The 23,252-nt window shown below is 58.8% G+C and carries 24 protein-coding genes; 16 read left to right on the top strand and 8 right to left on the bottom strand.

Annotation, left to right across the window (positions count from 1 at the left end; all coding sequences use genetic code 11):
* The first annotated feature begins 7 nt into the window (after positions 1-7).
* Together FIU92_RS04595 and selD are read left to right on the top strand one after the other, a co-directional pair.
* Complete coding sequence (locus FIU92_RS04595; RefSeq protein ID WP_152457438.1) at positions 8-394, top strand: Na+/H+ antiporter subunit G; 387 nt, start codon at positions 8-10, stop codon at positions 392-394.
* 5 nt (positions 395-399) lie between these two features.
* Entirely contained in the window at positions 400-2,559 is a 2,160-nt protein-coding gene (selD, locus tag FIU92_RS04590) for a selenide, water dikinase SelD (protein ID WP_152457437.1), read from the top strand.
* Here selD and mnmH read toward each other — a convergent pair.
* On the bottom strand, positions 2,550-3,602 hold the full coding sequence (gene mnmH / locus FIU92_RS04585; RefSeq protein ID WP_152457436.1) for a tRNA 2-selenouridine(34) synthase MnmH: 1,053 nt from the start codon (positions 3,600-3,602) through the stop codon (positions 2,550-2,552). The two genes, selD and mnmH, sit on opposite strands and share 10 nt — an antisense overlap.
* 47 nt (positions 3,603-3,649) lie before the next feature.
* Entirely contained in the window at positions 3,650-4,315 is a 666-nt protein-coding gene (locus FIU92_RS04580; protein WP_152457435.1) for an SOS response-associated peptidase, read from the bottom strand.
* 94 nt (positions 4,316-4,409) lie between these two features.
* Here FIU92_RS04580 and FIU92_RS04575 point away from each other — a divergent pair, with 94 nt between their 5' ends.
* Positions 4,410-6,023 carry a tetratricopeptide repeat-containing sulfotransferase family protein gene (locus FIU92_RS04575; protein WP_254705358.1) on the top strand — a complete coding sequence of 538 codons (1,614 nt, stop codon included), beginning with the start codon at positions 4,410-4,412 and terminating at the stop codon, positions 6,021-6,023.
* A 61-nt stretch (positions 6,024-6,084) separates the two neighbouring features.
* Here the strand turns inward: FIU92_RS04575 and FIU92_RS04570 are convergent, their stop codons facing one another.
* Positions 6,085-7,668: a bifunctional UDP-sugar hydrolase/5'-nucleotidase gene (locus tag FIU92_RS04570; RefSeq protein ID WP_152457433.1), complete on the bottom strand. Its 1,584-nt coding sequence runs from the start codon at positions 7,666-7,668 to the stop codon at positions 6,085-6,087.
* A gap of 107 nt (positions 7,669-7,775) precedes the next feature.
* Between FIU92_RS04570 and FIU92_RS04565 the strand changes: the two genes are divergently transcribed.
* Genes FIU92_RS04565 through arsC form a run of 4 tightly spaced genes read left to right on the top strand, consistent with a single transcriptional unit; the run spans position 7,776 to position 9,935 of the window.
* Positions 7,776-8,114, top strand: coding sequence for a DUF952 domain-containing protein (locus tag FIU92_RS04565; RefSeq protein ID WP_152457432.1), 339 nt, complete (start codon positions 7,776-7,778; stop codon positions 8,112-8,114).
* On the top strand, positions 8,111-8,542 hold the full coding sequence (locus FIU92_RS04560) for a DUF1330 domain-containing protein (RefSeq protein ID WP_152457431.1): 432 nt from the start codon (positions 8,111-8,113) through the stop codon (positions 8,540-8,542). Before FIU92_RS04565 ends, FIU92_RS04560 begins: the two co-directional genes overlap by 4 nt.
* A complete protein-coding gene (locus FIU92_RS04555; RefSeq protein ID WP_152457430.1) occupies positions 8,539-9,597 on the top strand; it encodes a quinone-dependent dihydroorotate dehydrogenase in 1,059 nt (352 codons plus the stop codon). Before FIU92_RS04560 ends, FIU92_RS04555 begins: the two co-directional genes overlap by 4 nt.
* Complete coding sequence (gene arsC, locus FIU92_RS04550) at positions 9,594-9,935, top strand: arsenate reductase (glutaredoxin) (RefSeq protein ID WP_152457429.1); 342 nt, start codon at positions 9,594-9,596, stop codon at positions 9,933-9,935. Before FIU92_RS04555 ends, arsC begins: the two co-directional genes overlap by 4 nt.
* Here the strand turns inward: arsC and FIU92_RS04545 are convergent.
* The 3 genes from FIU92_RS04545 to FIU92_RS04535 are packed head-to-tail and all read right to left on the bottom strand — an operon-like array spanning position 9,932 to position 12,190.
* Positions 9,932-11,248, bottom strand: a complete 1,317-nt coding sequence (locus tag FIU92_RS04545; RefSeq protein ID WP_152457428.1) for an MATE family efflux transporter — start codon at positions 11,246-11,248, stop codon at positions 9,932-9,934. The genes arsC and FIU92_RS04545 overlap by 4 nt on opposite strands.
* Before the next feature lie 2 nt (positions 11,249-11,250).
* Positions 11,251-11,769: a PaaI family thioesterase gene (locus FIU92_RS04540; protein ID WP_152457427.1), complete on the bottom strand. Its 519-nt coding sequence runs from the start codon at positions 11,767-11,769 to the stop codon at positions 11,251-11,253.
* 1 nt (position 11,770) lies between these two features.
* On the bottom strand, positions 11,771-12,190 hold the full coding sequence (locus FIU92_RS04535; protein ID WP_152457426.1) for a PaaI family thioesterase: 420 nt from the start codon (positions 12,188-12,190) through the stop codon (positions 11,771-11,773).
* 115 nt (positions 12,191-12,305) lie between these two features.
* Between FIU92_RS04535 and FIU92_RS04530 the strand changes: the two genes are divergently transcribed.
* The 8 genes from FIU92_RS04530 (at position 12,306) to FIU92_RS04495 (ending at position 20,037) form a co-directional block, all read left to right on the top strand.
* Positions 12,306-12,674: a MerR family DNA-binding transcriptional regulator gene (locus tag FIU92_RS04530; RefSeq protein WP_152457425.1), complete on the top strand. Its 369-nt coding sequence runs from the start codon at positions 12,306-12,308 to the stop codon at positions 12,672-12,674.
* 267 nt (positions 12,675-12,941) lie between these two features.
* Entirely contained in the window at positions 12,942-13,343 is a 402-nt protein-coding gene (locus tag FIU92_RS04525; protein ID WP_152457424.1) for a MerR family DNA-binding transcriptional regulator, read from the top strand.
* 42 nt (positions 13,344-13,385) lie between these two features.
* Positions 13,386-15,167, top strand: a complete 1,782-nt coding sequence (locus FIU92_RS04520) for an acyl-CoA dehydrogenase C-terminal domain-containing protein (protein WP_152457423.1) — start codon at positions 13,386-13,388, stop codon at positions 15,165-15,167.
* Positions 15,168-15,220: 53 nt separating this feature from the next.
* Positions 15,221-15,433 carry a hypothetical protein gene (locus tag FIU92_RS04515; RefSeq protein WP_152457422.1) on the top strand — a complete coding sequence of 71 codons (213 nt, stop codon included), beginning with the start codon at positions 15,221-15,223 and terminating at the stop codon, positions 15,431-15,433.
* Between the two features lie 60 nt (positions 15,434-15,493).
* Complete coding sequence (locus FIU92_RS04510) at positions 15,494-16,132, top strand: glutathione S-transferase family protein (protein WP_152457421.1); 639 nt, start codon at positions 15,494-15,496, stop codon at positions 16,130-16,132.
* Positions 16,133-16,143: 11 nt separating this feature from the next.
* Positions 16,144-17,355: an acetyl-CoA C-acetyltransferase gene (locus FIU92_RS04505; protein WP_152457420.1), complete on the top strand. Its 1,212-nt coding sequence runs from the start codon at positions 16,144-16,146 to the stop codon at positions 17,353-17,355.
* Entirely contained in the window at positions 17,355-17,843 is a 489-nt protein-coding gene (locus tag FIU92_RS04500; RefSeq protein ID WP_152457419.1) for a cupin domain-containing protein, read from the top strand. The genes FIU92_RS04505 and FIU92_RS04500 overlap by 1 nt, the downstream gene beginning before the upstream one ends.
* Positions 17,836-20,037 carry a 3-hydroxyacyl-CoA dehydrogenase NAD-binding domain-containing protein gene (locus FIU92_RS04495; protein ID WP_152457418.1) on the top strand — a complete coding sequence of 734 codons (2,202 nt, stop codon included), beginning with the start codon at positions 17,836-17,838 and terminating at the stop codon, positions 20,035-20,037. The genes FIU92_RS04500 and FIU92_RS04495 overlap by 8 nt, the downstream gene beginning before the upstream one ends.
* 56 nt (positions 20,038-20,093) lie before the next feature.
* Here the strand turns inward: FIU92_RS04495 and FIU92_RS04490 are convergent, their stop codons facing one another.
* Both FIU92_RS04490 and FIU92_RS04485 read right to left on the bottom strand, forming a co-directional pair.
* The gene (locus FIU92_RS04490; protein ID WP_254705357.1) at positions 20,094-20,867 is read right to left on the bottom strand and encodes a Hint domain-containing protein; all 774 of its coding nucleotides are present in this window, start codon (positions 20,865-20,867) and stop codon (positions 20,094-20,096) included.
* A 282-nt stretch (positions 20,868-21,149) separates the two neighbouring features.
* Positions 21,150-22,085, bottom strand: coding sequence for a DMT family transporter (locus FIU92_RS04485; protein ID WP_152457417.1), 936 nt, complete (start codon positions 22,083-22,085; stop codon positions 21,150-21,152).
* 147 nt (positions 22,086-22,232) lie between these two features.
* On the opposite strand from FIU92_RS04485, the gene FIU92_RS04480 reads away from it, so the two are divergent.
* Positions 22,233-23,246, top strand: coding sequence for a hypothetical protein (locus tag FIU92_RS04480; RefSeq protein WP_152457416.1), 1,014 nt, complete (start codon positions 22,233-22,235; stop codon positions 23,244-23,246).
* The last annotated feature ends 6 nt before the right edge of the window (positions 23,247-23,252 follow it).

Raw genomic sequence — 23,252 nt, 5'->3', positions numbered from 1 at the left:
GGGCGGGATGACATTCATCGTGGAACTGCTGATCGCCTTTTTCCTGATCGTCTCGGGTATCTTCGGCTTTGTCGGGTCTTTTGGCATGATCAAGCTGAAAGACCCGATGTCCCGCCTGCACGCCCCGACCAAGGCAACGACCTTGGGGGTGGGCGGCGTGCTTCTGGCTTCGATCGTGCATTCTGTTCTTCTGGAAGGAAAGCTGTCCCTGCACGAGCTGCTGATCACTCTGTTCCTGTTCCTGACCGCTCCGATCACGGCCCTGTTCATTGCAAAGTGGCACATACACCGGCATGAAAAACCCGAAGACCTGCCGGATGCCGGCGAGGATGAACTTTGGGCCACCCACGCCGTCGAGCAGGTCGAAGACGTTCCGGATCATAGCGCGAATTGAAACCGATGCATATTCCTCCGCTGCCCCTGACCCGCGATCTGGTTCTTGTTGGCGGAGGTCACACCCACGCGCTGCTGCTGCGCAAATGGGGGATGGACCCGTTGCCGGGGGCGCGTGTGACCGTGATAAACCCCGGCCCGACGGCCCCGTATTCCGGGATGCTGCCAGGCTATGTCGCCGGGCATTATGACCGGTCGGAGCTGGACATCGATCTGGTCAGACTGGCCCGCTTCGCAGGCGCGCGCGTCATTCTGGGCGCGGTCGATGGAATCGATACCGATCGTCAGGAAATCCATGTTCCCGGGCGTCCTCCGGTAGGTTTCGATGTGGCGTCGGTCAATGTTGGGATCACTTCGGACATGCCCGCAATGCCCGGCTTTGCGGAACATGCCGTACCGGCCAAACCACTGGGACCATTCGCGGCAGAATGGGCTGCTTATCTGGCGGGCAGCGGCCCTGCCTCGGTCGTCGTGATCGGCGGTGGAATCGCCGGGGTTGAACTGGTCATGGCGATGGCTCACGCGCTCGGGGCCAAGGGTCGGCCAGCGCAGGTTACGCTGATCGACAATGCCATTGCCCTGACGGCCACCAAACCCAAAGCAGCAGAGACGATCCGCCGTGCGATGCAGGATCTTGGTGTAGAGGTGATCGAAAACGCCGCGATCAACCGGATCGCTTCGGATCACGTCGCATTGCAGGACGGGCGCAAGATCCCGGCTGGTTTCGTGACAGGGGCGGCCGGAGCCCGCCCCTATGGCTGGATCGAAAAGACCGGGCTGGACCTTGAGGATGGCTTCATCCGGGTAAACAGCTACCTGCAATCCAGCGATCCCGTGGTTTTTGCCGCCGGTGATTGCGCCCATCTGACGGACAATCCCAGACCCAAAGCCGGTGTATATGCAGTGCGCGAAGCACCGGTTCTGTTCGACAATCTGCGCGCGGCGCTGGGGGCTGGACGGATGCGCAAGTACGTCCCGCAGAAAGATTACCTGAAGCTGATTTCGCTAGGCGGCAAATCAGCGCTGGGCGAGCGGTTGGGGTTGTCCCACAGCGGAGCGATGATGTGGAAATGGAAGAACCACATCGACCGGACTTTCATGAACAAGTTCCGGGACCTGCCGCAGATGAAGCCCCCCGCGCTGCCGCGTGCACATGCCGCCGGGCTTGTCGAGGTGCTGGGCGAAAAACCGATGTGTGGCGGATGCGGTGCCAAGGTCGGGCGCGGAGCATTGCAGGTGGCGCTGAAATCGCAGCCCGATCCCGTTCGCCCGGATATCATCCCCCTGCCCGGCGACGACGCGGCTCTGCTTCAGACGGGCGGGGTTCGGCAGGTCATGACATCAGATCACCTGCGGGCTTTTACCAATGATCCCGCACTTATGGCGCGCATCGCCGCTGTACATGCCCTGGGGGATGTGTGGGCCATGGGGGCCACGCCTCAGGCTGCCACGGCAACGATCATCCTTCCGCGCATGTCTGCTGCCCTGCAACGCCGTACCATGTCGGAAATCATGTCGATCGCAGGAGACGTCATGCGGGACGCCGGTGCCGATATCGTGGGCGGGCACAGTTCCATGGGTGACGAGATGACAATCGGTTTCACACTGACCGGCCTGTGCGACGCCGACCCGATTACGCTGGCCGGCGGGCAACCGAGCGACTGTCTGATCCTGACCAAACCCATAGGAAGCGGCGTTCTTATGGCGGCCGAGATGGCAGGCCAGGCCAATGGCGCCTGGGTGGCCGCAGCCTTCCGGCACATGGCGCAGCCGCAGGGCAAGGCGGCCCGCATATTGGCCGGGGCCCATGCGATGACCGACGTGACCGGGTTTGGTCTGGCCGGACATCTGCAAGGCATCTGCGACGCTTCCGGATGCGGGGCCATGATGGATCTGGGTGCCGTGGAGGTGATGGATGGCGCGCAGGAACTGACGGATCGGGGCGTTCGATCAACCCTTTTTGCAGACAACAGGGCAATAGCACCTGCCCTGCCCGCCGAGGGCAAAGCCGCCCTGATATTCGACCCGCAGACAGCAGGCGGCCTGCTGGCCGCGGTGGCGGCAGCGGACGCCGATACCGTCCTGAATGACCTCAGGAACGCTGGATATCCGGCTATGGCAATCGGCGAGCTCACCGATGCACCGGGACTGCGCCTTCAGGACTGATCCAGCAGGGTTTCGATCCGGGCGGCCGCCTCGCTCAGGCCGGCATCGTTCAGAAGGGCGATCTCAATATCGGCCAGAACCTTGACGGAACGGGATCGCCGCGACTTTGCGTATGCCGGGTCGTAATGCTGCTCCATCAGGGCCTGGGTCAGCACCTGTTTTTGACCTGCTTCGATCAGCTGCATCCAACCATCCACGACCTCGTGCCCGCGATGAAAGCGCAGCGGCGACAAACGGTCCCTCAAACGGTCACTGTCAGACAGGATGTCGTCATAGGCCTGAACGAGATAGGCGGCGCGCGCCTCGAGCGGAGCCGTGATGTTCACCCGTGGGGCTGCGCACAAAGCGTTCCACAGGCTGGGCGGCAGTATCAGGCTGCCGATCTTGGACGATTCCGCTTCGATGACGACCGGGCGCGCCGTATCCATCGCACAAAGCGCCCCTGCCAGGGCCGATTCAAAAGCTTTCTGGCTGGGCTGGCCGCCCGGTCTTTCCCCCAGCAGAGACCCTCGGTGATTGGCTAGTGCTTCGAGGTCAAGAACCTGCACCCCGCGTGACTGCAAACGTGCCAGCAATTCTGTCTTGGCCGTTCCGGTATAGCCATCCAGCGCCACCAACCGATGCGGCAACGGATCATCGTACAAATACGCATTCACCAGCCTGCGGTAGGTGCGATAGCCGCCCTCGATCACATCCGCTCGCCAGCCGATTTGTTGCAGCATCCAAGTGAACGACCCGGAACGCTGTCCGCCACGCCAGCAATAGATCAGAGGGCGCCATCTGCCTTCGTGGTTACTTAGATGTTGCTCGATGTGGTTGGCCGCATTGCGGAACACCAAAGCGGCCCCGAGTTTACGCGCCAGAAACGGGCTCTCCTGTACATACATGGTTCCGACGCGGGCGCGTTCCTCGTTGTTCAGAACCGGCAGGTTGATCGCGCCTGGCAGATGATCTTCAGCGAACTCTGCCGGGCTGCGCACATCGATGACCGTGTCAAAACCATGCGCATAAAGCTGTGTCAGATCAGAAAAGGTCAGGGCCATGCCGATGGTCTAGCTTGCCGCGTCTGCAAAGAAAAGGCCGCACGCCCTCACTCGTGCAAAGGCGTGATCAGATCAGGTCCGCTGGCCCGGTTTGAGTTCACGACTGGATCAACGCGATGAAACGTCAGCACATTCTCTGCCCCCGGCTGCATCAAACGAGCAGCGCCTTTTCCCGCTTCTCCCAGCCACAAGGACCAATGTTCGGGTTCGAGGATCAGGGGCATCCGATGATGGATGGTGCCAAGGTTTTCGTTGGCCGCCGTCGTCACGATGGCACAGGTGCCCTGACGGTTTTCATCCACCCCCCAATCCTGCCAGATCCCCGCAAAGGCAATGGGGGCGCCGTCCCTACGATGGATGTACCATGGCAAGCGCGTTCCCTCGTCCGTCTTGGTCCATTCGTAGAACCCCGTTGCGACAATCAGACAGCGACGCGACCGGCAGGCATCGCGAAAGGCAGGCTTTTCCGCCAAAGTCTCGGCGCGGGCGTTGATCAGCAAAGGCCCGGCGGTTTCCGTCTTGTACCAATGTGGCAGGAACCCCCAGCGCAGCGCATCCAGACGCCGACCTGAGTCACCACCCCGAACCACATGCACCTGATTTGTCGGGCAAACATTGAAATTCGGTACTGTCGGCAACGCGTTTGCCGGACGCGCGGAGAACAGCTGCGCCATCGCGTCATTGGGAAGAGTTATTGCAAACCGTCCGCACATGGGTAATGAACCACCGATACTAAATTGATACTGGCGCAGGATCTTACGGGGTCATATGGAAAACCAAATAACGCAATCCCTCAAGAGCAAAGCAATGGCCCTTTTGGATGCGGGCAAGCTGTCACAGGCGCTGAAAAAGGCCCAGCTGGGTATCAAGAAATTCCCGAAGGACTCGGACTACCAAGCCATCGCCGGTTTCGTTTTGACAGAGATGAAGCAGTACAGGAAATCCATTCCGTATTTTGTTGAAGCCTCGCGGATGAAGCCCGATGATCCGCAATTTGCCGAGAATCTGGCTAACGCCTTGATGCAAACAGGGCAAATTGTGCAGGCATTGACCTACGCAGAGAAAAAGATTGAAAGATTTCCAAACAATCGGGAACTCACCAGAGTCATTGACGAAATACAGCGCCAAGGGGAAAACTGGCGATCCATCATCCAGTTCACTACACACAAACTGGCGTCAGATCCGGACAACGCGGAATTGCTTTCAAAGCGTGCCCGCGCCTACCAAAGCATCGGTTTTGTCGAGGAAAGCACGCGGGATATCCAACGCGCGTACGAGCTGGCAGCAAAGAATACAACGATTGCATTGCAAATGGCCATCAATCTGCATCAGGCCGGTGACAGAGCCCAAGCGATCAAAGTTCTGCAAAACATCCTGGAAACCGATCCCCACAACCCGAATGCCCTGTTGCAATCCGCAATATTGACCGCACCGGAAAACGTGCCGCAGATGATCCTTGCGTTGAACGAGGCCATCGCTCAGACAGATCAACCTTTGCAAGAGCTCGAGTTTGCCAAGGCACATCTGATCGAAAAAAGCGAAGGCTTGGCCAAGGCGTTGCCGCAATTTGCAAAGGCAAACGCAATCCAACAGAGCATCCTGCCCTACGACCCCGAAGCTGAAGAGAATAAAATATCCGATATTCTGGACCTGTTCCCTGAAGGATCGCCTCGGGTCAATGCAGAGCAAAACAGTATGCCGGTACCAATTTTTGTTATCGGTCAGCCGCGATCCGGAACCACTTTGATGGAGATGATGCTGAGCTCTGCGCCCGGTATCGCCGGTTGCGGTGAACTGATGCTGATAACCGACCTTTCCGCCAAGTTTTATACGTCCGGCACGTCGCTCGATTCAGAAGCCGCGAAGGCGATTGCCCAAAGCTACCTGGACCAGATGCCTGGGATTCCGACGGATTCAATCGCCTTTGTCGACAAGATGCCGCACAACTACCAAAATGTCGGCTTCATTCTTGCAGCCTTCCCGAATGCCCGGATCATCAACATGCTGCGGGATCCACGCGATGTCGGTTTGTCAAAATGGATCCAGCGGTTCCTAGCAGACGGCATGAACGACACATCCAACCTTGAAGCGATCGCGCATACCGCAAATCTGTATCGCCGTTACATGTCTCATTGGGATAAGCTGTTCGGAAACCGCATTCTGACAATGCCCTATGAAGATCTGGTAGCGGACCCCCTGACCCACAGCCAGCGCGTTGCCGAGTTTTGCGGTATTGAGTGGTGCCAATCCATGGTACACCCCGAAAAGAACACCAGACAGGTGCGTACGGCCAGCGTGGATCAGGTGCGCAACAAGATCTCGACCAAGTCAATCGGGCGCTGGCGCGAGGTCGCGGATCAGATCAAACCGATGCTGGATGGCTTTGACCCGGAACTTTGGCCGGAATACGATTTCAGTTGATCCGCAGAAGCAGAAAAGCCGCATCATGATGACGCGGCTTTTTTCCTTTTCAAAAACAGAGTCACTTCTGCTGGATGCGTCCGTCGACATAAGGCTGGTACGGCGCGTTTTCGGCCAGATATTCCGCGGTTACATCCGCAAGATCCGGACCGAAGTCATAGGCGTTCTTGTCGTCGCCCTCGAACATCGAATACCCATCGCCACCGTTGCGGACGTAGTTGTTGGTTACGACCAGGTAGGTTTTGTTCGGATCAATCGGAACGAACCCATCACCCTCGGCGACCATCACATCAATGATACGCCCTTCGTTCGGCGCTACGCTGGGATCCCAGGTAAAGCGCAGGCCCGCCACTTGCGGGAACCGGCCCTTGACCTCTTCAACCTGGCTTACGCCGTTTTCCAGAGCGTCAATGACGGTCTGCCCGGTGATCTCAAAAGTGGACAGCGTGTTCTGAAACGGCAGCACGGTCAGCACTTCGCCCATGGTCACTTCGCCTTCGTCAATCGACGCGCGCAGACCGCCAGAATTCGCAATCGCAATCTGAGCGCCCTGTTCGGCAACCCGCGCCAGCATGGCGTCGGCGACAAGGTTACCCATTTCGCATTCTTGTACGCGGCAAACCGCCCGATCGCCTTCAATTGCAGCGGCCGAGTTGGCAACGACGCGTTGCTTCATTTCTTCGATCGGTGCGCCCATCTCGGCCACGCGTGCAGCGATATCCGCATCGGGCGTGACAGACGCGTCAAGCAGGATAGGCTCACCTTCCGCTGAAATCAGGTTGCCGTCATCATCAAAGGTAAGTGTGATCTCGCCCAGATATTTGGAATAGGCATAGGCCTGCACGATCGGGACATCACCGACCATCATCGGATATGACCCAGCCGCACCTTCCTGCGTGTTCGAGAGCAGCGTGTGCGAATGGCCGCCGACAACAAGGTCAAGCCCCGGCACCTGCTCTGCGATCTCCAGATCCTTGGCCAATCCAACATGGTTCAAAGCAATGATGATATTGACACCTTCATCCTGCAAGGCAGCTACATCAGCCTGCAGGCTTTCTATCTCATCCTTGAAAATTACGTCCTTGCCGGGGCTTGACGTTTCAACCGTGTCCGTTGCCAGTGCTGAAATTATGCCGACCTTCTGACCGCCAACGTCAAGCACAACATGGTTGCCGACCTTGTCCTTCAACTCGGCCGACGACGACAGGTCCAGATTGCCCGAGATCACTGGGAAACTGACCGCGTCGATGAACGACGCCAGACCTTCCGGGCCATCGTCGAATTCGTGGTTGCCAACAGCCATGACATCGTAACCGATGGCTTCCATGAACTCGGCCTCTGCCGCGCCCTTATATGTTGTGTAGAACAGCGATCCCTGGAACGGATCCCCCGCATCCAGCAGCAGCACATTCTGATCCGCCAGCGCATCGCGTCGGGCGTCTACCATGGTCTTGAGGCGTGCAACGCCGCCGAAACACTTACCTTCGGCTTCGCCTTCTGCGTCACAGGTCGAGTCGTATTTGTTGATCGACTCGATACGACTGTGAATGTCGTTAGTATGCAGAATGGTCAGCTTGTATTCTGCCGCCGCCACGCCAGCGGTCAGGCCAAGAATTGCAGCCGAAGCCAGGAAACGCGTCAACATATTGAATCTCCCTGTTTTAATTTGCAGGGATCGTGCGCCGATGACGCCAAAGAGTCAAAGAAGAAATCCGGCTTGATTCCAACGCGTACGCGGGGCATCAGGTCCGTATGCTGATTTACAAGATTTTCCGAGCCGAAGAGTGGGCCACCTTGCAGGACCAAGGTGCCTCGAACGGTGCTCCGATCGACGTCGCTGACGGGTTTGTCCACTTTTCCACCGCTGAACAAGCAGCTGAAACCGCAGCCAAACATTTTGCCGGTGTCGATGGTCTGGTTTTGCTGGCCTGTGACGCAGATGCGATGGGCGACGACCTGAAATGGGAGGTCTCGCGCGGCGGTGCCCTGTTCCCGCATCTCTATCGCCAGATCCGGATGAGCGATGTTGTTTGGTCACGCCCTCTGCCGTTTGACGGCACCGCGCACCAGTTCCCAAAGGACATGTCATGACATCCTATATCGACCCGGACCGCGACCAGTTCGAGGCCTTCAAGGCATTGGATCGGGACCAGCCGATCGAAATGCTCAACCTGGTGAAGTTTCGGGCCAAGGCGCAGTACCCACCTGCGCATGAACTGGAGAATGCAGGGCTGACCGGAGCGCAAGCCTATCAGAACTACGGGGCCGAAACCGCTCCGATCATTGAACGTATCGGGGCGCGCATCCTTTGGCGTGGGGTGTTTGAATCAACCCTGATTGGCCCGGCGGACGAGGCGTGGGATGCCGTCTTCATCGCCCGCTATCCGACGGCACACGCATTTCTGGAAATGGTCACCGACCCAGCCTATCGGGCGGCGGTGATCCACCGTCAGGCGGCGGTGGAAACGTCGCGCCTAATCCGATGCGGTTCAAGTGAAGCCGGGGCGACGTTCGGATGAAACTGACAGAGAAACTGGGCCTTGCCGCCCTGCACCGCATGGACCCCGAGACAGCCCACGGGATGTCGATCAAAGTGTTGAAGGCAGGGCTTGCACCCGCACCCGGGCCGGTAACGACCCCGCGCCTGAAAACCGTCGTTGCCGGGCTGACGCTGCCGAACCCGGTTGGGCTGGCCGCCGGGTTCGACAAGAATGGTGAGGTTTTGGCCCCGCTGTCCCGCGCCGGGTTCGGTTTTGTCGAGGTCGGGGCGGTCACGCCGCGCCCGCAACCGGGAAACCCCAAACCCCGCCTGTTTCGCCTGACCGAGGACAAGGCAGCCATCAACCGCTTTGGCTTCAACAATGAAGGCATGGAGATGATGGCCAAACGGCTTGCAGACCGCCCCAAAGACGCGGTCATCGGCCTGAATCTGGGGGCCAACAAGGACAGCGAAGACCGCGCGGGCGATTTTGTCAAAGTGCTGGCCCATTGTGCCGAACACCTGGATTTTGCAACCGTCAACGTATCATCTCCGAATACGGAGAAGCTGCGGGATTTGCAGGGCAAAGCCGCTCTCACCGCGTTGTTGAGCGGTGTGATCGAGACACGTGATGCGCTGCCGCGCCCGCTGCCGATCTTTCTGAAAATCGCTCCGGATCTCACCGAGGCGGAATTGCAGGACATCGCCGAAGTCGCACGCGAAACCGGGGTGGACGCTGTGATCGCCACCAATACCACCTTGTCCCGCGACGGGTTGCGCAGCGCGCAGAAAGACGAAAGTGGTGGTTTGTCGGGCGCCCCGCTGTTTGAAAAGTCGACCCGCGTACTGGCTCGGCTGAGCAAACTGACGGACGGGGATATCCCCCTGATCGGCGTGGGCGGCATCAGCACTGCCGAGCAAGCCTATGCCAAGATCTGTGCTGGGGCATCGGCCGTGCAGTTCTATACCGCAATGGTGTATGGCGGCATTTCCCTGGCGGCCGACATCGCCAAAGGGCTGGATGACTTGCTGGCGCGTGACGGTTTTGACACTGTATCGCAAGCCGTAGGCAGCAAACGAGAGGATTGGCTGTGATCGAATACTGGCACAACCCCCGCTGTTCCAAATCCCGCGCCGGTCTGGCGCTTTTGGAAGAAAACGGTGCGCAGGTCTGCGTTCGAAAGTACCTAGAAGACGCGCCGTCAATCGACGAGTTGCGCGCTGCGCAATCCGCGCTTGGGCTGTCGCCCATCGAAATGATGCGCACAGGAGAAAAACGGTTCAAGGAACTGGGGCTGGCCAAAACCTCGCCCGACGAAGACCTGATCCGTGCCATGGCCGAAAACCCGATCCTGATCGAGCGCCCTCTTGCAATTGCCGGGGACAAAGCCGCCATCGGACGTCCGCCGGAAAACCTGTTGACGTTGCTCTAGGCCACCTGGGCTTCAAGCTTGGGATAGCGCCAGCCCATTGTCACACCACGTGCGATATTGAGAACCATCAGCGCGGCCCACAGGCCGTGATTGCCGAAGACAGGCACCAGCATGAACAAAGCGACCACATAGATCGCCACCGACTGAATCATCGCGTTTCGCATGGCGCGGGTCCAGGTGGCACCGATGTAGATACCGTCGAACATCCAGCTTGCCACTCCGATCACCGGGGCGATTGCGGCCCAGAACAGGTATTCGCGCCCGGCTTCACGCACTTGCGGTGAAGTTGACATCAGGTCGATCAGCGCCGGACCGGCAACGAAGAAAACCGCAGCCAGCAACAGCGCCCCCCCCACACCCCATTGCGAGGCCATGACAGAGGCGCGACGCACCTGATACCTGTCTCTGGCACCGACTGCGCCTCCGACCAGCGCTTCGGCGGAAAAGGCGAACCCATCAAGCGCAAAGGCGGTGATTTCAAGAAATTGAAGCAAGACTTGATTGGCCGCCAGATTCACGTCACCCAGATCCGAGCCAACAAAAAGGAATGTCGTGAACGATCCGGTCAACAGAACCGATCGCAGCATGATATCACCGTTGACCTGCAACATGCGCCGCAGCCGGGCGGCATCGAAAACCCGAGCCCAATCGCGCCAGATTCCATCCGCGAACCCATCCCGGCAAAGCCACACCCCCAAGGCCAAACCGGTCCATTCTGCGATCAGGGTGGCAATCGCAACCCCTTCGACCCCCCAGCCAAGGCCCAAAACGAACCACAGGTCGAGACCGATATTCAACCCGTTCATCCAGACCTGAAGGATGAACACGCCGCGCGTACGCTCGACGGCGATCAGCCAGCCGGTAACGGCATATAACGCGATGGTTGCAGGCGCCCCCCAGATGCGGATTTCCAGATAGGATCGGGTCAGGGCTTCGACTTCGGGGCTTGCCGGGGAAAGCGCGAATGCACCCGCAAACACGGCCACCTGCGCAAGGATAAAGAACAGTCCTGCCGCGCCTCCCAGGATCAGGCCGCGCATCAGCAGCGCCCGGGTTTCAACGGTGTCGCCTGCCCCGCGTGCCTGCGCCGCCATCCCGGTTGTGCCCATCCGCAGGAAACCGAAGATCCAATAAATTGTGGACAGGATCACAGCCCCGATGCCGACCGCCCCGATCGGGGCCGCCTCGCCCATCTGACCGACAACGCCGGTATCCACCGCACCCAGTATCGGCACGGTGGCATTCGACAGGACTATGGGCACCGCGATCTTCAGCACCCGCCTGTGCGTGATGGGCGCCGAGGAGTCCTGCACGGTCAGCTCTTGTCTCTGGGAGGTTGCGGCATCAGGAAATGTCCGGAAGCCTGCGCGAACAGTTTCGCGTGGTTGTCCTGCCAGGCTTCGACTCGGACCGAGGCATACCGCCGCCCGGATCTGCTGATGAAAGCCCGTGCATATGCGTCCCGTGGAAGGCCCGAGCGCAGATAGTCGACGGTAAAGTCGATGGTCTTGGGAAAGCGGATATTCGGATCGGTCACAATGGCCTCTCCGTCGATCTCGCCACTTTCGATACGCGGGAACATATGTTCCCAACTAAGGGTGATGACAGCGGTCACTTCGAGGAATGCCGCGGTTACACCGCCGTGAATCGCAGGCAGGAACGGGTTGCCGATCAACTTGTCATCGAAGTTCAGAACGCCGGTCAGTTCATCCCCGCGCCGGTCGAAGCTGATATTGAGAAATCGGATGTAAGGGACACCGTCAACCAGCGCACGCAACGCTGCGTCGCGTCGCTGCTTGACCACCTGCATTGGTTCGGGACGAGGTCTTGCCATGTTATTTCCCCTCAACCGTAAAGGACCCCGAGGCCGTGGCCACCGGCAGGTCTTTGTCATGGTCCATAGCCGTGGCTCGTACAAACGCCACGTTCCGCGTGATGTGATAGCAGACGGCATGCGCTGTCACCGTCTGACCCGGTGTCGCTGCGCGCATGTAGTCAATGCGCAGATCGATCGTGGCTGTCCCGCCGGGGGCCGAGGGGTGGCTCATCACAGCAGCACCGCAGCATGTGTCCAGAATTGTGGAAATCGCCCCACCGTGAATCACCCCTGTGCGCGGATCCCCGATCAGATCCTCATTGTAGGGCAAAGTGATCTCTGCCTCGCCCTCACCGATCTGCGTGAGCTTGAGGTTCAATGCCCGCGCATGGGGGATCGCCTCAATAAACTGGCGGGCTAAAACTGTCTTGTCGACCATTGGTTTGCGTCCTGTTCTCTGCCCGTCCTTTATGAGCCGCTGTTTCCGCAAAGGGCAAGCCCACCTGTTGCGCTTGGGATCGGGACCGCCTAGGTTGCTGACAAGGAGATCGGGAATGTCCAACAACCGTTTGTCATTCAAAGAGATGTGCGCCGAGTTCGACGTGACCCCGCGCACTCTGCGCTATTACGAATACATCGAACTTTTGCAACCGGACCGTGAAGGTCGGTCCCGGTTTTACGGCCCGCGCGAATGCGCGCGGATGAAGCTGATCATGCGCGGCCGCAAGTTCGGATTTCCCCTGGAAGAGATCCGCCAATGGCTTTTGATCTACGAAGATCAGGGCAATGAGGCGCAAATGGCCACCTTCGTCGAGATGGCGGATCGCCAGATGAACGAGCTTCAGCAGCAGCGCCAGCAACTGGACGAAGCCATGGACGAACTCAAGCGTCTGCGCGACCAGACGGCCAAGTCCTTGGGATAGCCGCCCCCCATCCGAAAAATCGAATTGATCACCCTGAATCTGCGCAAGCAGATGCGCGGTGTTTCCGCAATTGCGACAGCTTTGGCGGGAAATTCCGCATGACGCTACGGAAAGAAAATTGCGTCAGACCGTGCTTACGTGACCGGATGTTACGTCAACTTTGAAATGACGCAGCGTCTGGATTACGTAAACGTCACTCTCATGTTGTAAAGCGCGTACCAACTGCGCAACTCATATCTCATGACGCCAGTGACGAGAGTATGACGAATGACCGAAGATGTGATGACCATCCGTGAGATGTGCGAGACTTATGATGTCACGCCACGCACCTTGCGGTTCTATGAGGCCAAGGAACTTCTGTTCCCGATCCGTGAAGGCCAGAAACGTCTGTTCACCAAGCGTGATCGGGCGCGGCTCAAACTGATCCTGCGCGGCAAACGATTTGGGTTCAGCCTGGAAGAAATTCGACAACTGCTGGATTTGTACCATGTAGGCGACCAGCAGGTCACACAGATGACCCGCACCTATGAAATCGCGTGCGAGCGTCTGGAGGACATGGAAGCGCGCCGCGAAGAGCTGACGCAGGCCATCGACGATCTGAAAGAGCAGTTGCGCTGGGGCGAGAAAGTCATCGCCTCGATGAAACAGGAAAAGAAGGCAGCCGAGTAACCTCGACCTGTCATCCGGACATATGAATTAAGGGAGCTTCACATGCCCGTTTACAACGCGCCAACCAAAGACATGCAGTTCATCCTGCACGACGTGCTGAATGTCTCAGAGTCGGACATACCCGGCTATAACGAACTGGAAGCCGAGTTTACCGGCGCGGTTCTGGAAGAAGCCGGCAAAGTTGCCACAAATGTTCTGCATCCGCTGAACGTTGTCGGCGACACCGAAGGATGCCGGTTGGAAAACGGTATTGTGTACACCCCGACCGGGTTCAAGGAAGCCTTCGAGCAGATGAAGGAAGGCGGCTGGACTGGCCTCGACATGCCGGAAGAGTATGGCGGCCAAAACATGCCCTATGTGTTGGGCACTGCTGTGGGTGAGATGTTCTCGGGCTCAAACCAGGCTTTCACCATGTACCAGGGCCTGACGCACGGCGCGGCCTCGGCGATTCTGGCGCACGGAACGGACGAGCAGAAGAACAAGTACCTGCCCAAAATGGTCAGCTGTGAATGGACCGGTACCATGAACCTGACCGAACCGCATTGCGGCACCGATCTGGGCCTGATGCGCACCAAAGCGGAACCGCAGGGCGACGGAAGCTACAAAATCTCTGGCCAGAAGATCTTTATCTCGGCTGGCGATCACGACATGGCCGATAACATCATCCACCTGGTGCTGGCCAAAATCCCCGGCGGACCCGAAGGCATTAAGGGCGTTTCGCTGTTCATCGTGCCCAAGTTCATCGTCAACGAAGACGGCTCTTTGGGCGAACGCAACGGCGTCTCGGTCGGCAAGATCGAAGAAAAGATGGGCATCCACGGTAACTCGACCTGCGTCATGAACTATGACGAGGCCACCGGCTGGCTGCTGGGCGAAGAGCACAAAGGTATGCGTGCGATGTTCACCATGATGAACGAAGCGCGTCTGGGTGTGGGCATGCAAGGCCTGTCGCAGGCCGAAGCGGCGTATCAGAACGCTCTGGAATACGCCAAAGACCGCCTGCAGGGCCGCGATGTAACCGGTGTAAAGAACCCCGATGGCCCGGCTGATCCGCTGATCGTTCACCCTGACATCCGTCGCAATCTGATGGATCAGAAAAGCTTCACCGAAGGCGCACGCGCGTTCATCCTTTGGGGCGCGACCATGATCGATAAAGCGCACCGATCGGGTGACAAGGACGCGGACGGGCTGATCTCGCTTCTGACCCCAGTCATCAAGGGCTTCCTGACGGATGAAGGTTACGACATGACCGTTCAGGCGCAGCAAGTCTATGGCGGGCACGGCTACATCGAAGAATGGGGCATGTCGCAATACACCCGCGATGCCCGGATCGCCATGATCTATGAAGGCGCCAACGGCGTTCAGGCGTTGGACCTTGTTGGCCGCAAACTGGCGCAGGATGGCGGTAAGCACGTCATGGCCTTCTTCGACATGGTCAAAACCTTCTGCAAGGAAAACGCAGGCCAGAACGAGGCTTATGACAAAGCCTTCATCGAACCGCTGAAGGCTGCGTCCAAGGATCTGCAGGCGGCTGGCATGTATTTCATGCAGGAAGGCATGAAAAATCCGAACAACGCGCTGTCCGGTTCCTACGATTTTATGCACATGTTCGGTCATGTCTGCCTGGGCCTGATGTGGGCCCGTATGGCCAAGGCCGCACAAGAAGCGCTGGACAGTGGCACGTCGGACAAAGAGTTCTACGAGACCAAGATCAACACCGGCCGCTTCTACATGGCCCGCCGTCTGCCCGCCACGGCGTTGCATCTGTCGCGCATTCAAACCGGCGCAGACACGGTCATGGCGCTGGAGGCTGCAAACTTCTGATCTTTCTCCGGTTCCGGGGTCCCACCCCGGAGCCGGTTTTCGGAGGAGATACAATGCCAAAACGATTTCGCCTGACCCGCCGATTCCCGGTCGCCATGACCGAGGACGGCTATCGAAAGCTCAGGGCTTTTGCCCGTGAGGCAGGATTAGATGAAGGCGAAGCGCTGTCTTTTCTGTTCGAAAACTTCAACAGCGTCATTGATGAAGACAACCTTACCCATCGATTGCGTCTTTTCAATTCCGAGCTGGAGGCGCGCAAGCGCTAGGCACCAAAACCGCCAAGCTAGGATGAAAGACGCACAAAACGCCACGGGAGGGGCGATTGGATGACCATAAAACTGCACTGCTTCGGAGAAAGCGGCAATTCCTACAAGGCCGCTCTGGCGCTGGAGATGTCCGGCCTCGATTGGGAACCGGTCTTTGTCGATTTCTTCAACGGCGTCACCCGCAGCCCCGAATTCCGTTCGGAAATCAACGTGATGGGCGAAGCGCCCTTCATGGTCGATGGTGATTTCCAAACCTCCCAATCCGGTGCCATTCAAGCCTATGTGACTGAAAAATCCGGCAAGTTCGGCGGTAAAAACCGGGAAGAGAACTATGATGTCCTACGCTGGGTGCTGTGGGACAATCACAAGCTCAGCTCGATGGCGGGCCTGACCCGGTTCCTGATCAACTTTCTGCCCGAACAGCACCGCAACCCGGATGTGATCGCCTTCAACCAGGGCCGCCTGAAGGCCGCCTATCAGGTGCTGAACGCGCATCTGGAAGGCCGCGACTGGATCGTCGGTGACGGCGTGACCAACGCCGATCTCAGCTGCTGCGGCTATCTGTATTACCCCGAACCATTCGGCTTTGACCGTGCCGACTGGCCCAACATCGACGCCTGGTTGACTCGCCTGTCCGAACAGCCCGGCTGGAAACACCCCTATGACCTGATGCCCGGCAATCCGTCGGATCGAGCTTGAGGAGAAGACCCATGACCGAAGCTTATATTTATGACGCCCTGCGCACCCCGCGCGGCAAGGGCCGCAAGGATGGCAGCCTGCACGAGGTGACCTCGGTGCGCCTGTCCGCCCTGACCCTGAATGCGATGAAGGAACGCAACAACCTGGAAGGCCACGCCGTCGAGGACGTGATCTGGGGCAACGTCACGCAAGTGATGGAGCAAGGCGGCTGTCTGGCGCGCTCGGCTGTTCTGGCCTCGGATCTGGACCAGTCGATCCCCGGCCTGGCGATCAACCGCTTCTGCGCGAGCGGGATGGAAGCCGTGAACCTGGCCGCAAACCAGGTCAAAGGCGGCGCTGGCGACGCCTACATCGCAGGTGGCGTTGAGATGATGGGCCGTGTTCCCATGGGCAGCGACGGGGCGGCGATTGCCGTTGACCCCTCTCTGGCGATGGAGACCTACTTTGTGCCGCAGGGCATCTCGGCCGACATCATTGCCACGGAATACGGGTTCAGCCGCGATGACGCGGACGCTCTGGCAGTTGAGTCGCAAAAGCGCGCGGCGGAAGCCTGGGCGGAAAACCGGTTCGAAAAGTCGATCATCACGGTCAAAGACCAGAACGGCCTGCCCATTCTGGACCGCGACGAGTACATGCGGCCGGGCACCGACATGCAAAGCCTTGGCGCGCTGAACCCGTCCTTCCAGATGATGGGCGAGCAGATGCCCGGCTTCGACAAAGTGGCGATGCTGAAATACCCGCATCTTGAGCGGATCAATCACATCCACCATGCGGGCAACAGCTCGGGCATCGTGGATGGGGCTGCGGCCGTCCTGATCGGCAACAAGGAATTTGGTGAAAAATACGGCCTGAAACCGCGCGCCCGCATCAAGGCCACCGCCAAAATCGGCACCGACCCGACCATCATGCTGACCGGCCCGGTTCCTGTGACCGAGAAGATCCTGGCCGACAACGGCATGAAGATCAGCGATCTGGACCTGTTCGAGGTCAACGAAGCCTTTGCCTCGGTCGTGCTGCGGTTCCAGCAAGCGTTTGACGTCGATCCGGCGCTGGTCAACGTCAACGGCGGATCAATCGCGATGGGTCACCCGCTGGGCGCAACCGGTGCGATCATCATCGGCACCTTGCTGGATGAACTGGAGCGTCAGGACAAGGAAACCGGTCTGGCCACGCTTTGCATTGCGTCCGGCATGGGTGCGGCAACGATTATCGAGCGGGTCTGATGCCCAAGCTGGATCTCTCTCAGATCCCGTTCAAGGGGGGCTCGTCCTATCCGGGCAAGCTGGCCGAGGCGACCGCTGGTCGTTTCGTGCAGCGCGTCGGGGATGCGGGCGGGCTGACCCAGTACGGGGTCAACATCGTGCGGCTGGAGCCTCAGGGCCTCTCGTCGCTGCGCCACTACCATATGGAGCAGGACGAGTTTGCCATCATGCTCAGCGGCAAATGCGTGCTGATCGATGACGATGGTGAGCATGAGATGCTGCCCGGTGACTGCGCCGCTTGGCCCGCTGGTGAGGCCAATGGCCACCACCTTGTGAACAAGACCGATGCGCCCGCGACCTTTCTGGTGGTGGGCACGCGGACCCCGACCGAGACCGGCTATTACAGCGACATAGACATGATGGTGAAGGATGATGAAAACGGATTCTCTTTCACCCGGAAAGACGGCAGCCCGCTGACGGCTGACCAGATTGGAGATGACAATGACTGATTTCACTCTGACCAAAGACGCGGACGGCGTCGCCTTTGTGACCTGGGACGCCCAGGGAAAATCCATGAACGTGCTGACCCGCGAGGCTTTTCAAGAAGTCAGCCAACTGATTGATCAGGCCCTGAGCGACGACGAGATCAAAGGTATTGTCATTACCTCGGGCAAGGAAGGCTCGTTTGCCGGCGGAATGGACCTGAACACATTGGCCACTATCCGTCAGGAAGCCGGGGACGAACCTGCGCAGGCGTTGTTTGATTTCGTCATGGGCGGGCATCACATCCTGCGCAAGCTGGAATTGGCGGGCATGGACCCCAAAACCAAGAAAGGTGGCAAGCCCATCGCCTGCGCGATCAACGGAACCTGCGCCGGGATCGGGACCGAGATCGCACTGGCCTGCCATCACCGCGTCATGACAAGCAATCCAAAGTCCAAGATCGGGCTGCCCGAAATCCTGCTGGGCATCTTCCCCGGCGGCGGCGGCACCATCCGTTACAGCCGCATGGTGGGCGCCATGGCGGCGGCCCCCGTACTGCTTGAAGGCAAGATGATGGACCCGGCCAAGGCCAAGGGCGCGCAGTTGATCGACGCGGTTGCCGACGATCCGGTTGCCGCAGCCAAGGAATGGGTTCTGAATGCCAAGGACGCTGATCTGGTGAAACCCTGGGACGCGAAGGGCTACAAGATGCCCGGTGGCGCGCCCTACCACCCTGCCGGTTTCATGACCTTCGTGGGCGCGAGCGCCATGGTTCACGGGAAAACACAAGGCGCCTTCCCCGCGGCCAAAGCCCTTCTGAGCGCGATCTATGAAGGCGCGCTGGTCGACTTTGACACCGCTTTGAAAATTGAAGCCCGCTGGTTCACCAACGTGCTGATGAACCCGTCCTCGTCGGGGATGATCCGGTCACTGTTCCTCAACAAGGAAGCGCTTGAAAAAGGCGCGGTCCGTCCGAAAGATGTGCCCGATCAGCGTGTCAAGAAGATCGGCGTTCTGGGCGCTGGCATGATGGGGGCCGGTATCGCGCTGGTTTCTGCCCAAGCTGGCATGGAAGTCGTTCTGGTCGACCGCGATCAAGAGGCGGCCGACAAAGGCAAAGCTTATACCGAAACCTATCTGGACAAGGGTATCAAGCGCGGCAAGGTCACGGCCGAAAAGAAAGAGGCCATGCTGGCCCGCATCACGGCGACACCGGATCTGGACCATCTGAAAGGGTGTGACCTGATCATTGAAGCCGTGTTTGAAGACATGGGCGTAAAGGCCGAGATGACCAAAAAGGTCGAAGCGATCATCCCCGAGGACTGCATCTTTGCCTCGAACACCTCGACCCTGCCGATCACCGATCTGGCCAAGGCAAGCGTGCGTCCCGACCAATTCATCGGCATCCACTTCTTCTCACCGGTCGAGAAGATGTTGCTAGTCGAGATCATCAAGGGCAAGGAAACCGGTGATCGCGCTGTTGCCAAGGCGCTCGACTACGTGCGCCAGATCCGCAAGACGCCGATCGTGGTCAACGATGCGCGCTTCTTCTACGCCAATCGCTGCATCATTCCGTACATCAACGAAGGCGCACGGATGATCACCGAAGGCGTGAGCCCCGTGCTGATCGACAACGCCGCACGTCAGTTGGGCTTTCCGGTTGGTCCGATCCAGCTGACCGATGAAACCTCGATTGATCTGGGGGCCAAGATCGCCCGTGCGACCAAGGCCGCCATGGGCAATGCCTATCCGGAAAGCCCCTCGGACGATCTGATCTTCTGGATGGAAGAACAGGGCCGTCTGGGCCGCAAGGCAAACGCCGGCTTCTTCGACTATGACGAAAAAGGCAAGCGCGTCGAATACTGGAAGGGTCTTCAGGATAAGTATCCGCTTGCCAAAGACCAGCCCGACCTGATCAAGGTACAGGAACGCCTGATGTTCGCTCAGGTTCTGGAAGCGGTTCGGGCGCTGGAAGAAGGTGTGCTGGAAGACATCCGTGAAGGCGACGTGGGCGCCATTCTGGGCTGGGGCTTTGCGCCGTGGTCCGGTGGTCCGCTCAGCTGGCTCGACATAATCGGTACGCCCTACGCAGCCGAAAGATGTGATCAGCTGGCCGAGAAGTATGGCGAACGCTTTGCCTGCCCGCCGCTGCTGCGTGAGATGGCAGAAAAGGGTCAAACCTTCTACGGGCGTTTCAACCCCGAAGCAAAGGCTGCCTGAATCAGTGACGCAGGCGCGTGAAATCACGCGCCTGCATCGTTTTTGTCAGTGTTTGGTTAGATCTGCCATTCGGGCCGCAGAAACAGCACCGGCGCGTTTGGACGCCCCGGTCGACCCGGCCGCCTGACCCCAGAGGGCGGACGGATCGGAAATATCGGTTCCTGCGGAATGGGTGCAGGCAGGGCACCCAATGGGTTGGCAAGGGCTGACATATCTCCCCTGCTTGCAATCAGGTTGACCAGCTTTGTGCCGGTCTCTTCATCGGCGACATCGTAACCAGCCCCGCTGACCCTGCCGCGCATGTTGAACAGGCCGGAAGGGCAGTAAGCTTGCAGGCCGCCCTCGACAAAAATCACCTGATCTTCGTCGAAAAACAGGGAACGGACCTCAAACGACGATCCCGGTGCCTGCGACATAAACCGACCCACGCCATTCAGCAGTCTTGCGGATACGACGGAACATCCGCTGACATCGGCATCAATCTGCGACAGGTTCAGAGCAATGCCCTGTTCGGGCATCAGCCAAACGGGGCGCCCGTTATACGCGGCGCGTGCCGGTACGAAAACCGGCAAATACTCGGAACGGCGCTCTTCGGCAGGAATGACCACGACGCTGGTCGAGATGCGGCGCACCTCTTTGAACCCGTGATCCAGAGTTCGGACAAGATCGCCGACTGCAATGCGCTCAACCGGTTTCCACCCGCTGGTCGTCGCAACCTTCGTGCCGCTCAAAAAACCACCACGGCGCGCGTTCACTGCGTGGTTCAAACCGGATGGATCAGTTTCCGACGACTGATCAAGATAAACAGAAATACTCGTAACTTCAGACACGTGCCTAACCCCCTTTGGCACAAACTCACTATGCAAAACAGCTAGCATCAAAAACCGGGACTGTCTTATTTCGGACATATTTATGCCCAATTTGGGCCGTCTCAGCGCGCTCCCAGGGCGATTTGGTAAACACTCACAAGGCTTGAACAGGCTTTTGTGCAATTTTCGAAACGGTCAGCATGCATGGAACTTACGAATCCATCTGCACCTGATCCGTTGAAATGAACCTGCTTATTGAGGTTTCAGCGTGCAAAATCCGTTGGCAATGCGCTGTTGTATGTGTCAGGCAAGTTCCTGCTGGGTGGATGACCGCCTGGCCCGCCAGCCCAGCAAAACCCCTGCCGTCGCGATCAGGACAATCCCGGACACCTGCATCAAATCGAGGGTCTGGCCCAGTGCGACGAATGCAAAGAGCGGCCCGAAAATCATCACCGAATACTCGAACACGGCCACGTAAGAGGTCTCGCCTACCTGATAAGCTTTGATGAGCATGAAGACCGCAATCGTCGACCCGACGGCCTGAACAACAATCCATGGCAACGCGGGCCCCACTTCCCAGACCCAACCCCGTGTAACAAAGCCATCCGGCCCGTCCAGCGTGGCAACGGGTGCAACCGAGAACAAGGCGGCGCCCACGGCCCCTGACAGCCCAAGGGTAATGACCATGGCCGCCAGCATCGCAACCGTGCTTTCGCGCGCGCAATATGTCCGCGTCATGATCGAACTCAAGGCATAGAAAAAACCTGCGGCAACTGGAAAAACCGAACGCATGTCAAATTCGACCGGGTTGGGTTGCAAAACCAGAAGAGTGCCCGAAAAACCGACCAGCACAGCCAGAATGCGCCACGGCCCGATCTTTTGCCCAAGCGCAATGGACGAAATCAACAGCACGAAAATCGGCGAGGTGAACAACCCTGCCAGGGCTTGCGCAATCGGCATCATCGACAGCGACGCAAAATAGAAAAACATGGCCGTCGTAATCAGAAGACTGCGTAAGATGACCGCCCCCCACCGTTGCGGCCTCATCCCGCCCAGCCCCAAAAGGGACAGCCCGAAAATCAGCGGCAGCATCAGCAATGCCCGCATGAAATGGAATTGCCACAGCCCGACCGTCTCGGCCAGCAGGATCACAACATTGTCGATCACGCCGATAATAGCCATTGCTGCGACCATAAGGGCTGAAGCCAGCACCGGAGAGGTGGTCGTATCTGCCTGCATGTCCGTGCCCTTGTTGCGATCAAAGATTGGCGATCTTTTTCCTGACGGGTATCCAGCACAAATCGGAATACCTGCGCAACAGGTTTGCGCACGGCGTTTTCACCATGCTAAGCTGCGGCAAAACAATTTCGAGCAGACCCCAACCAGATGACGGCCCTGAAACAGTACCAGCGGATCGAAGCCACCGGTCTGTGGCGCCCTTCGCCCGATGAACAGCGGCGCGAAGTCGTGGTATCGATTGGCAAGGCGACCCTGACCATTTCCGATTTCAATGACAGGGCTTTGACGCATTGGTCTTTGGCGGCGCTTGAACGGCAGAACCCCGGTGCCTTTCCGGCTGTTTTTTGCCCCGACGGCGATCCGGATGAGACACTGGAACTGGGAGAATCCGAAACCACGATGCTTGAAGCGATCGATCGGCTGCAACGGGCCATCGAACGCTCGCGTCCCCATCCCGGCCGTTTGCGCTGGATGAGCGTCGGAGGCGTTGTGGCCGCGGTTCTGGCCGTATTGTTGTTTTGGCTGCCCGGTGCGTTGCAAAACCATGTTGTCTCGGTCGTGCCCGAAATCAAACGACAGGAAATCGGAGACACGATCCTGCGTCGGATCGAGCGTGTCTCGGGACCGGCCTGTTCTTCCGTGGATGCGCAGGCTTCACTGGATCGCTTGGCCAGTCGTACGGGCGTGCGGCAGATCGTTATTCTGCCCGCCGGCGTTCAGGACAGCCTCAGCTTGCCGGGTGGCACCGTTCTGTTGAACCGGGCGCTGGTTGAAGACCACGAAGACCCTGCTGTCGCAGCAGGCTATGTTGTTGCAGAGCGCGCGCGGACGGCGCTCAACGACCCGCTGGATGATCTGCTGGACAGAACCGGGGCGGCCTCGGCCTTTCGACTGTTGACGACCGGGGAACTGACACCTGAGATCATCGACACCTATACCGAACAAGTCCTCTCGCAGCCCCGACCTTCCCTTCCGGACGAAGACTTGCTGGCGATGTTTTCGCAAAGCGCCCTGCCTTCCACCCCTTACGCCTATGCTCAGGACATTACCGGAGAGTCAGTATTGGGTCTGATCGAGGCCGATCCCATGGCCGGCCGGACACTGGAACAGGTGTTGCCGGACCGTGATTGGGTCCGGCTGCAAAACATATGCGGCGAATAAGCCGGT

Source organism: Ruegeria sp. THAF33, from assembly GCF_009363615.1.
GTDB lineage: Bacteria > Pseudomonadota > Alphaproteobacteria > Rhodobacterales > Rhodobacteraceae > Ruegeria.
The sequence above is the reverse complement of the archived record's forward strand: the minus strand, read 5'-3'. Positions and strand labels throughout refer to the sequence as shown.

What these genes read in the sequence shown, in the direction of transcription:
- FIU92_RS04595 (WP_152457438.1), top strand. Translation starts at nt 8, where the DNA reads ATGACATTCATCGTGGAACTGCTGATCGCCTTTTTCCTGATCGTCTCG.
- selD (WP_152457437.1), top strand. Translation starts at nt 400, where the DNA reads ATGCATATTCCTCCGCTGCCCCTGACCCGCGATCTGGTTCTTGTTGGC.
- mnmH (WP_152457436.1), bottom strand. Translation starts at nt 3,602, where the DNA reads ATGGCCCTGACCTTTTCTGATCTGACACAGCTTTATGCGCATGGTTTT.
- FIU92_RS04580 (WP_152457435.1), bottom strand. Translation starts at nt 4,315, where the DNA reads ATGTGCGGACGGTTTGCAATAACTCTTCCCAATGACGCGATGGCGCAG.
- FIU92_RS04575 (WP_254705358.1), top strand. Translation starts at nt 4,410, where the DNA reads ATGGCCCTTTTGGATGCGGGCAAGCTGTCACAGGCGCTGAAAAAGGCC.
- FIU92_RS04570 (WP_152457433.1), bottom strand. Translation starts at nt 7,668, where the DNA reads ATGTTGACGCGTTTCCTGGCTTCGGCTGCAATTCTTGGCCTGACCGCT.
- FIU92_RS04565 (WP_152457432.1), top strand. Translation starts at nt 7,776, where the DNA reads ATGCTGATTTACAAGATTTTCCGAGCCGAAGAGTGGGCCACCTTGCAG.
- FIU92_RS04560 (WP_152457431.1), top strand. Translation starts at nt 8,111, where the DNA reads ATGACATCCTATATCGACCCGGACCGCGACCAGTTCGAGGCCTTCAAG.
- FIU92_RS04555 (WP_152457430.1), top strand. Translation starts at nt 8,539, where the DNA reads ATGAAACTGACAGAGAAACTGGGCCTTGCCGCCCTGCACCGCATGGAC.
- FIU92_RS04540 (WP_152457427.1), bottom strand. Translation starts at nt 11,769, where the DNA reads ATGGCAAGACCTCGTCCCGAACCAATGCAGGTGGTCAAGCAGCGACGC.
- FIU92_RS04535 (WP_152457426.1), bottom strand. Translation starts at nt 12,190, where the DNA reads ATGGTCGACAAGACAGTTTTAGCCCGCCAGTTTATTGAGGCGATCCCC.
- FIU92_RS04530 (WP_152457425.1), top strand. Translation starts at nt 12,306, where the DNA reads ATGTCCAACAACCGTTTGTCATTCAAAGAGATGTGCGCCGAGTTCGAC.
- FIU92_RS04525 (WP_152457424.1), top strand. Translation starts at nt 12,942, where the DNA reads ATGACCGAAGATGTGATGACCATCCGTGAGATGTGCGAGACTTATGAT.
- FIU92_RS04520 (WP_152457423.1), top strand. Translation starts at nt 13,386, where the DNA reads ATGCCCGTTTACAACGCGCCAACCAAAGACATGCAGTTCATCCTGCAC.
- FIU92_RS04515 (WP_152457422.1), top strand. Translation starts at nt 15,221, where the DNA reads ATGCCAAAACGATTTCGCCTGACCCGCCGATTCCCGGTCGCCATGACC.
- FIU92_RS04510 (WP_152457421.1), top strand. Translation starts at nt 15,494, where the DNA reads ATGACCATAAAACTGCACTGCTTCGGAGAAAGCGGCAATTCCTACAAG.
- FIU92_RS04505 (WP_152457420.1), top strand. Translation starts at nt 16,144, where the DNA reads ATGACCGAAGCTTATATTTATGACGCCCTGCGCACCCCGCGCGGCAAG.
- FIU92_RS04500 (WP_152457419.1), top strand. Translation starts at nt 17,355, where the DNA reads ATGCCCAAGCTGGATCTCTCTCAGATCCCGTTCAAGGGGGGCTCGTCC.
- FIU92_RS04495 (WP_152457418.1), top strand. Translation starts at nt 17,836, where the DNA reads ATGACTGATTTCACTCTGACCAAAGACGCGGACGGCGTCGCCTTTGTG.
- FIU92_RS04485 (WP_152457417.1), bottom strand. Translation starts at nt 22,085, where the DNA reads ATGCAGGCAGATACGACCACCTCTCCGGTGCTGGCTTCAGCCCTTATG.
- FIU92_RS04480 (WP_152457416.1), top strand. Translation starts at nt 22,233, where the DNA reads ATGACGGCCCTGAAACAGTACCAGCGGATCGAAGCCACCGGTCTGTGG.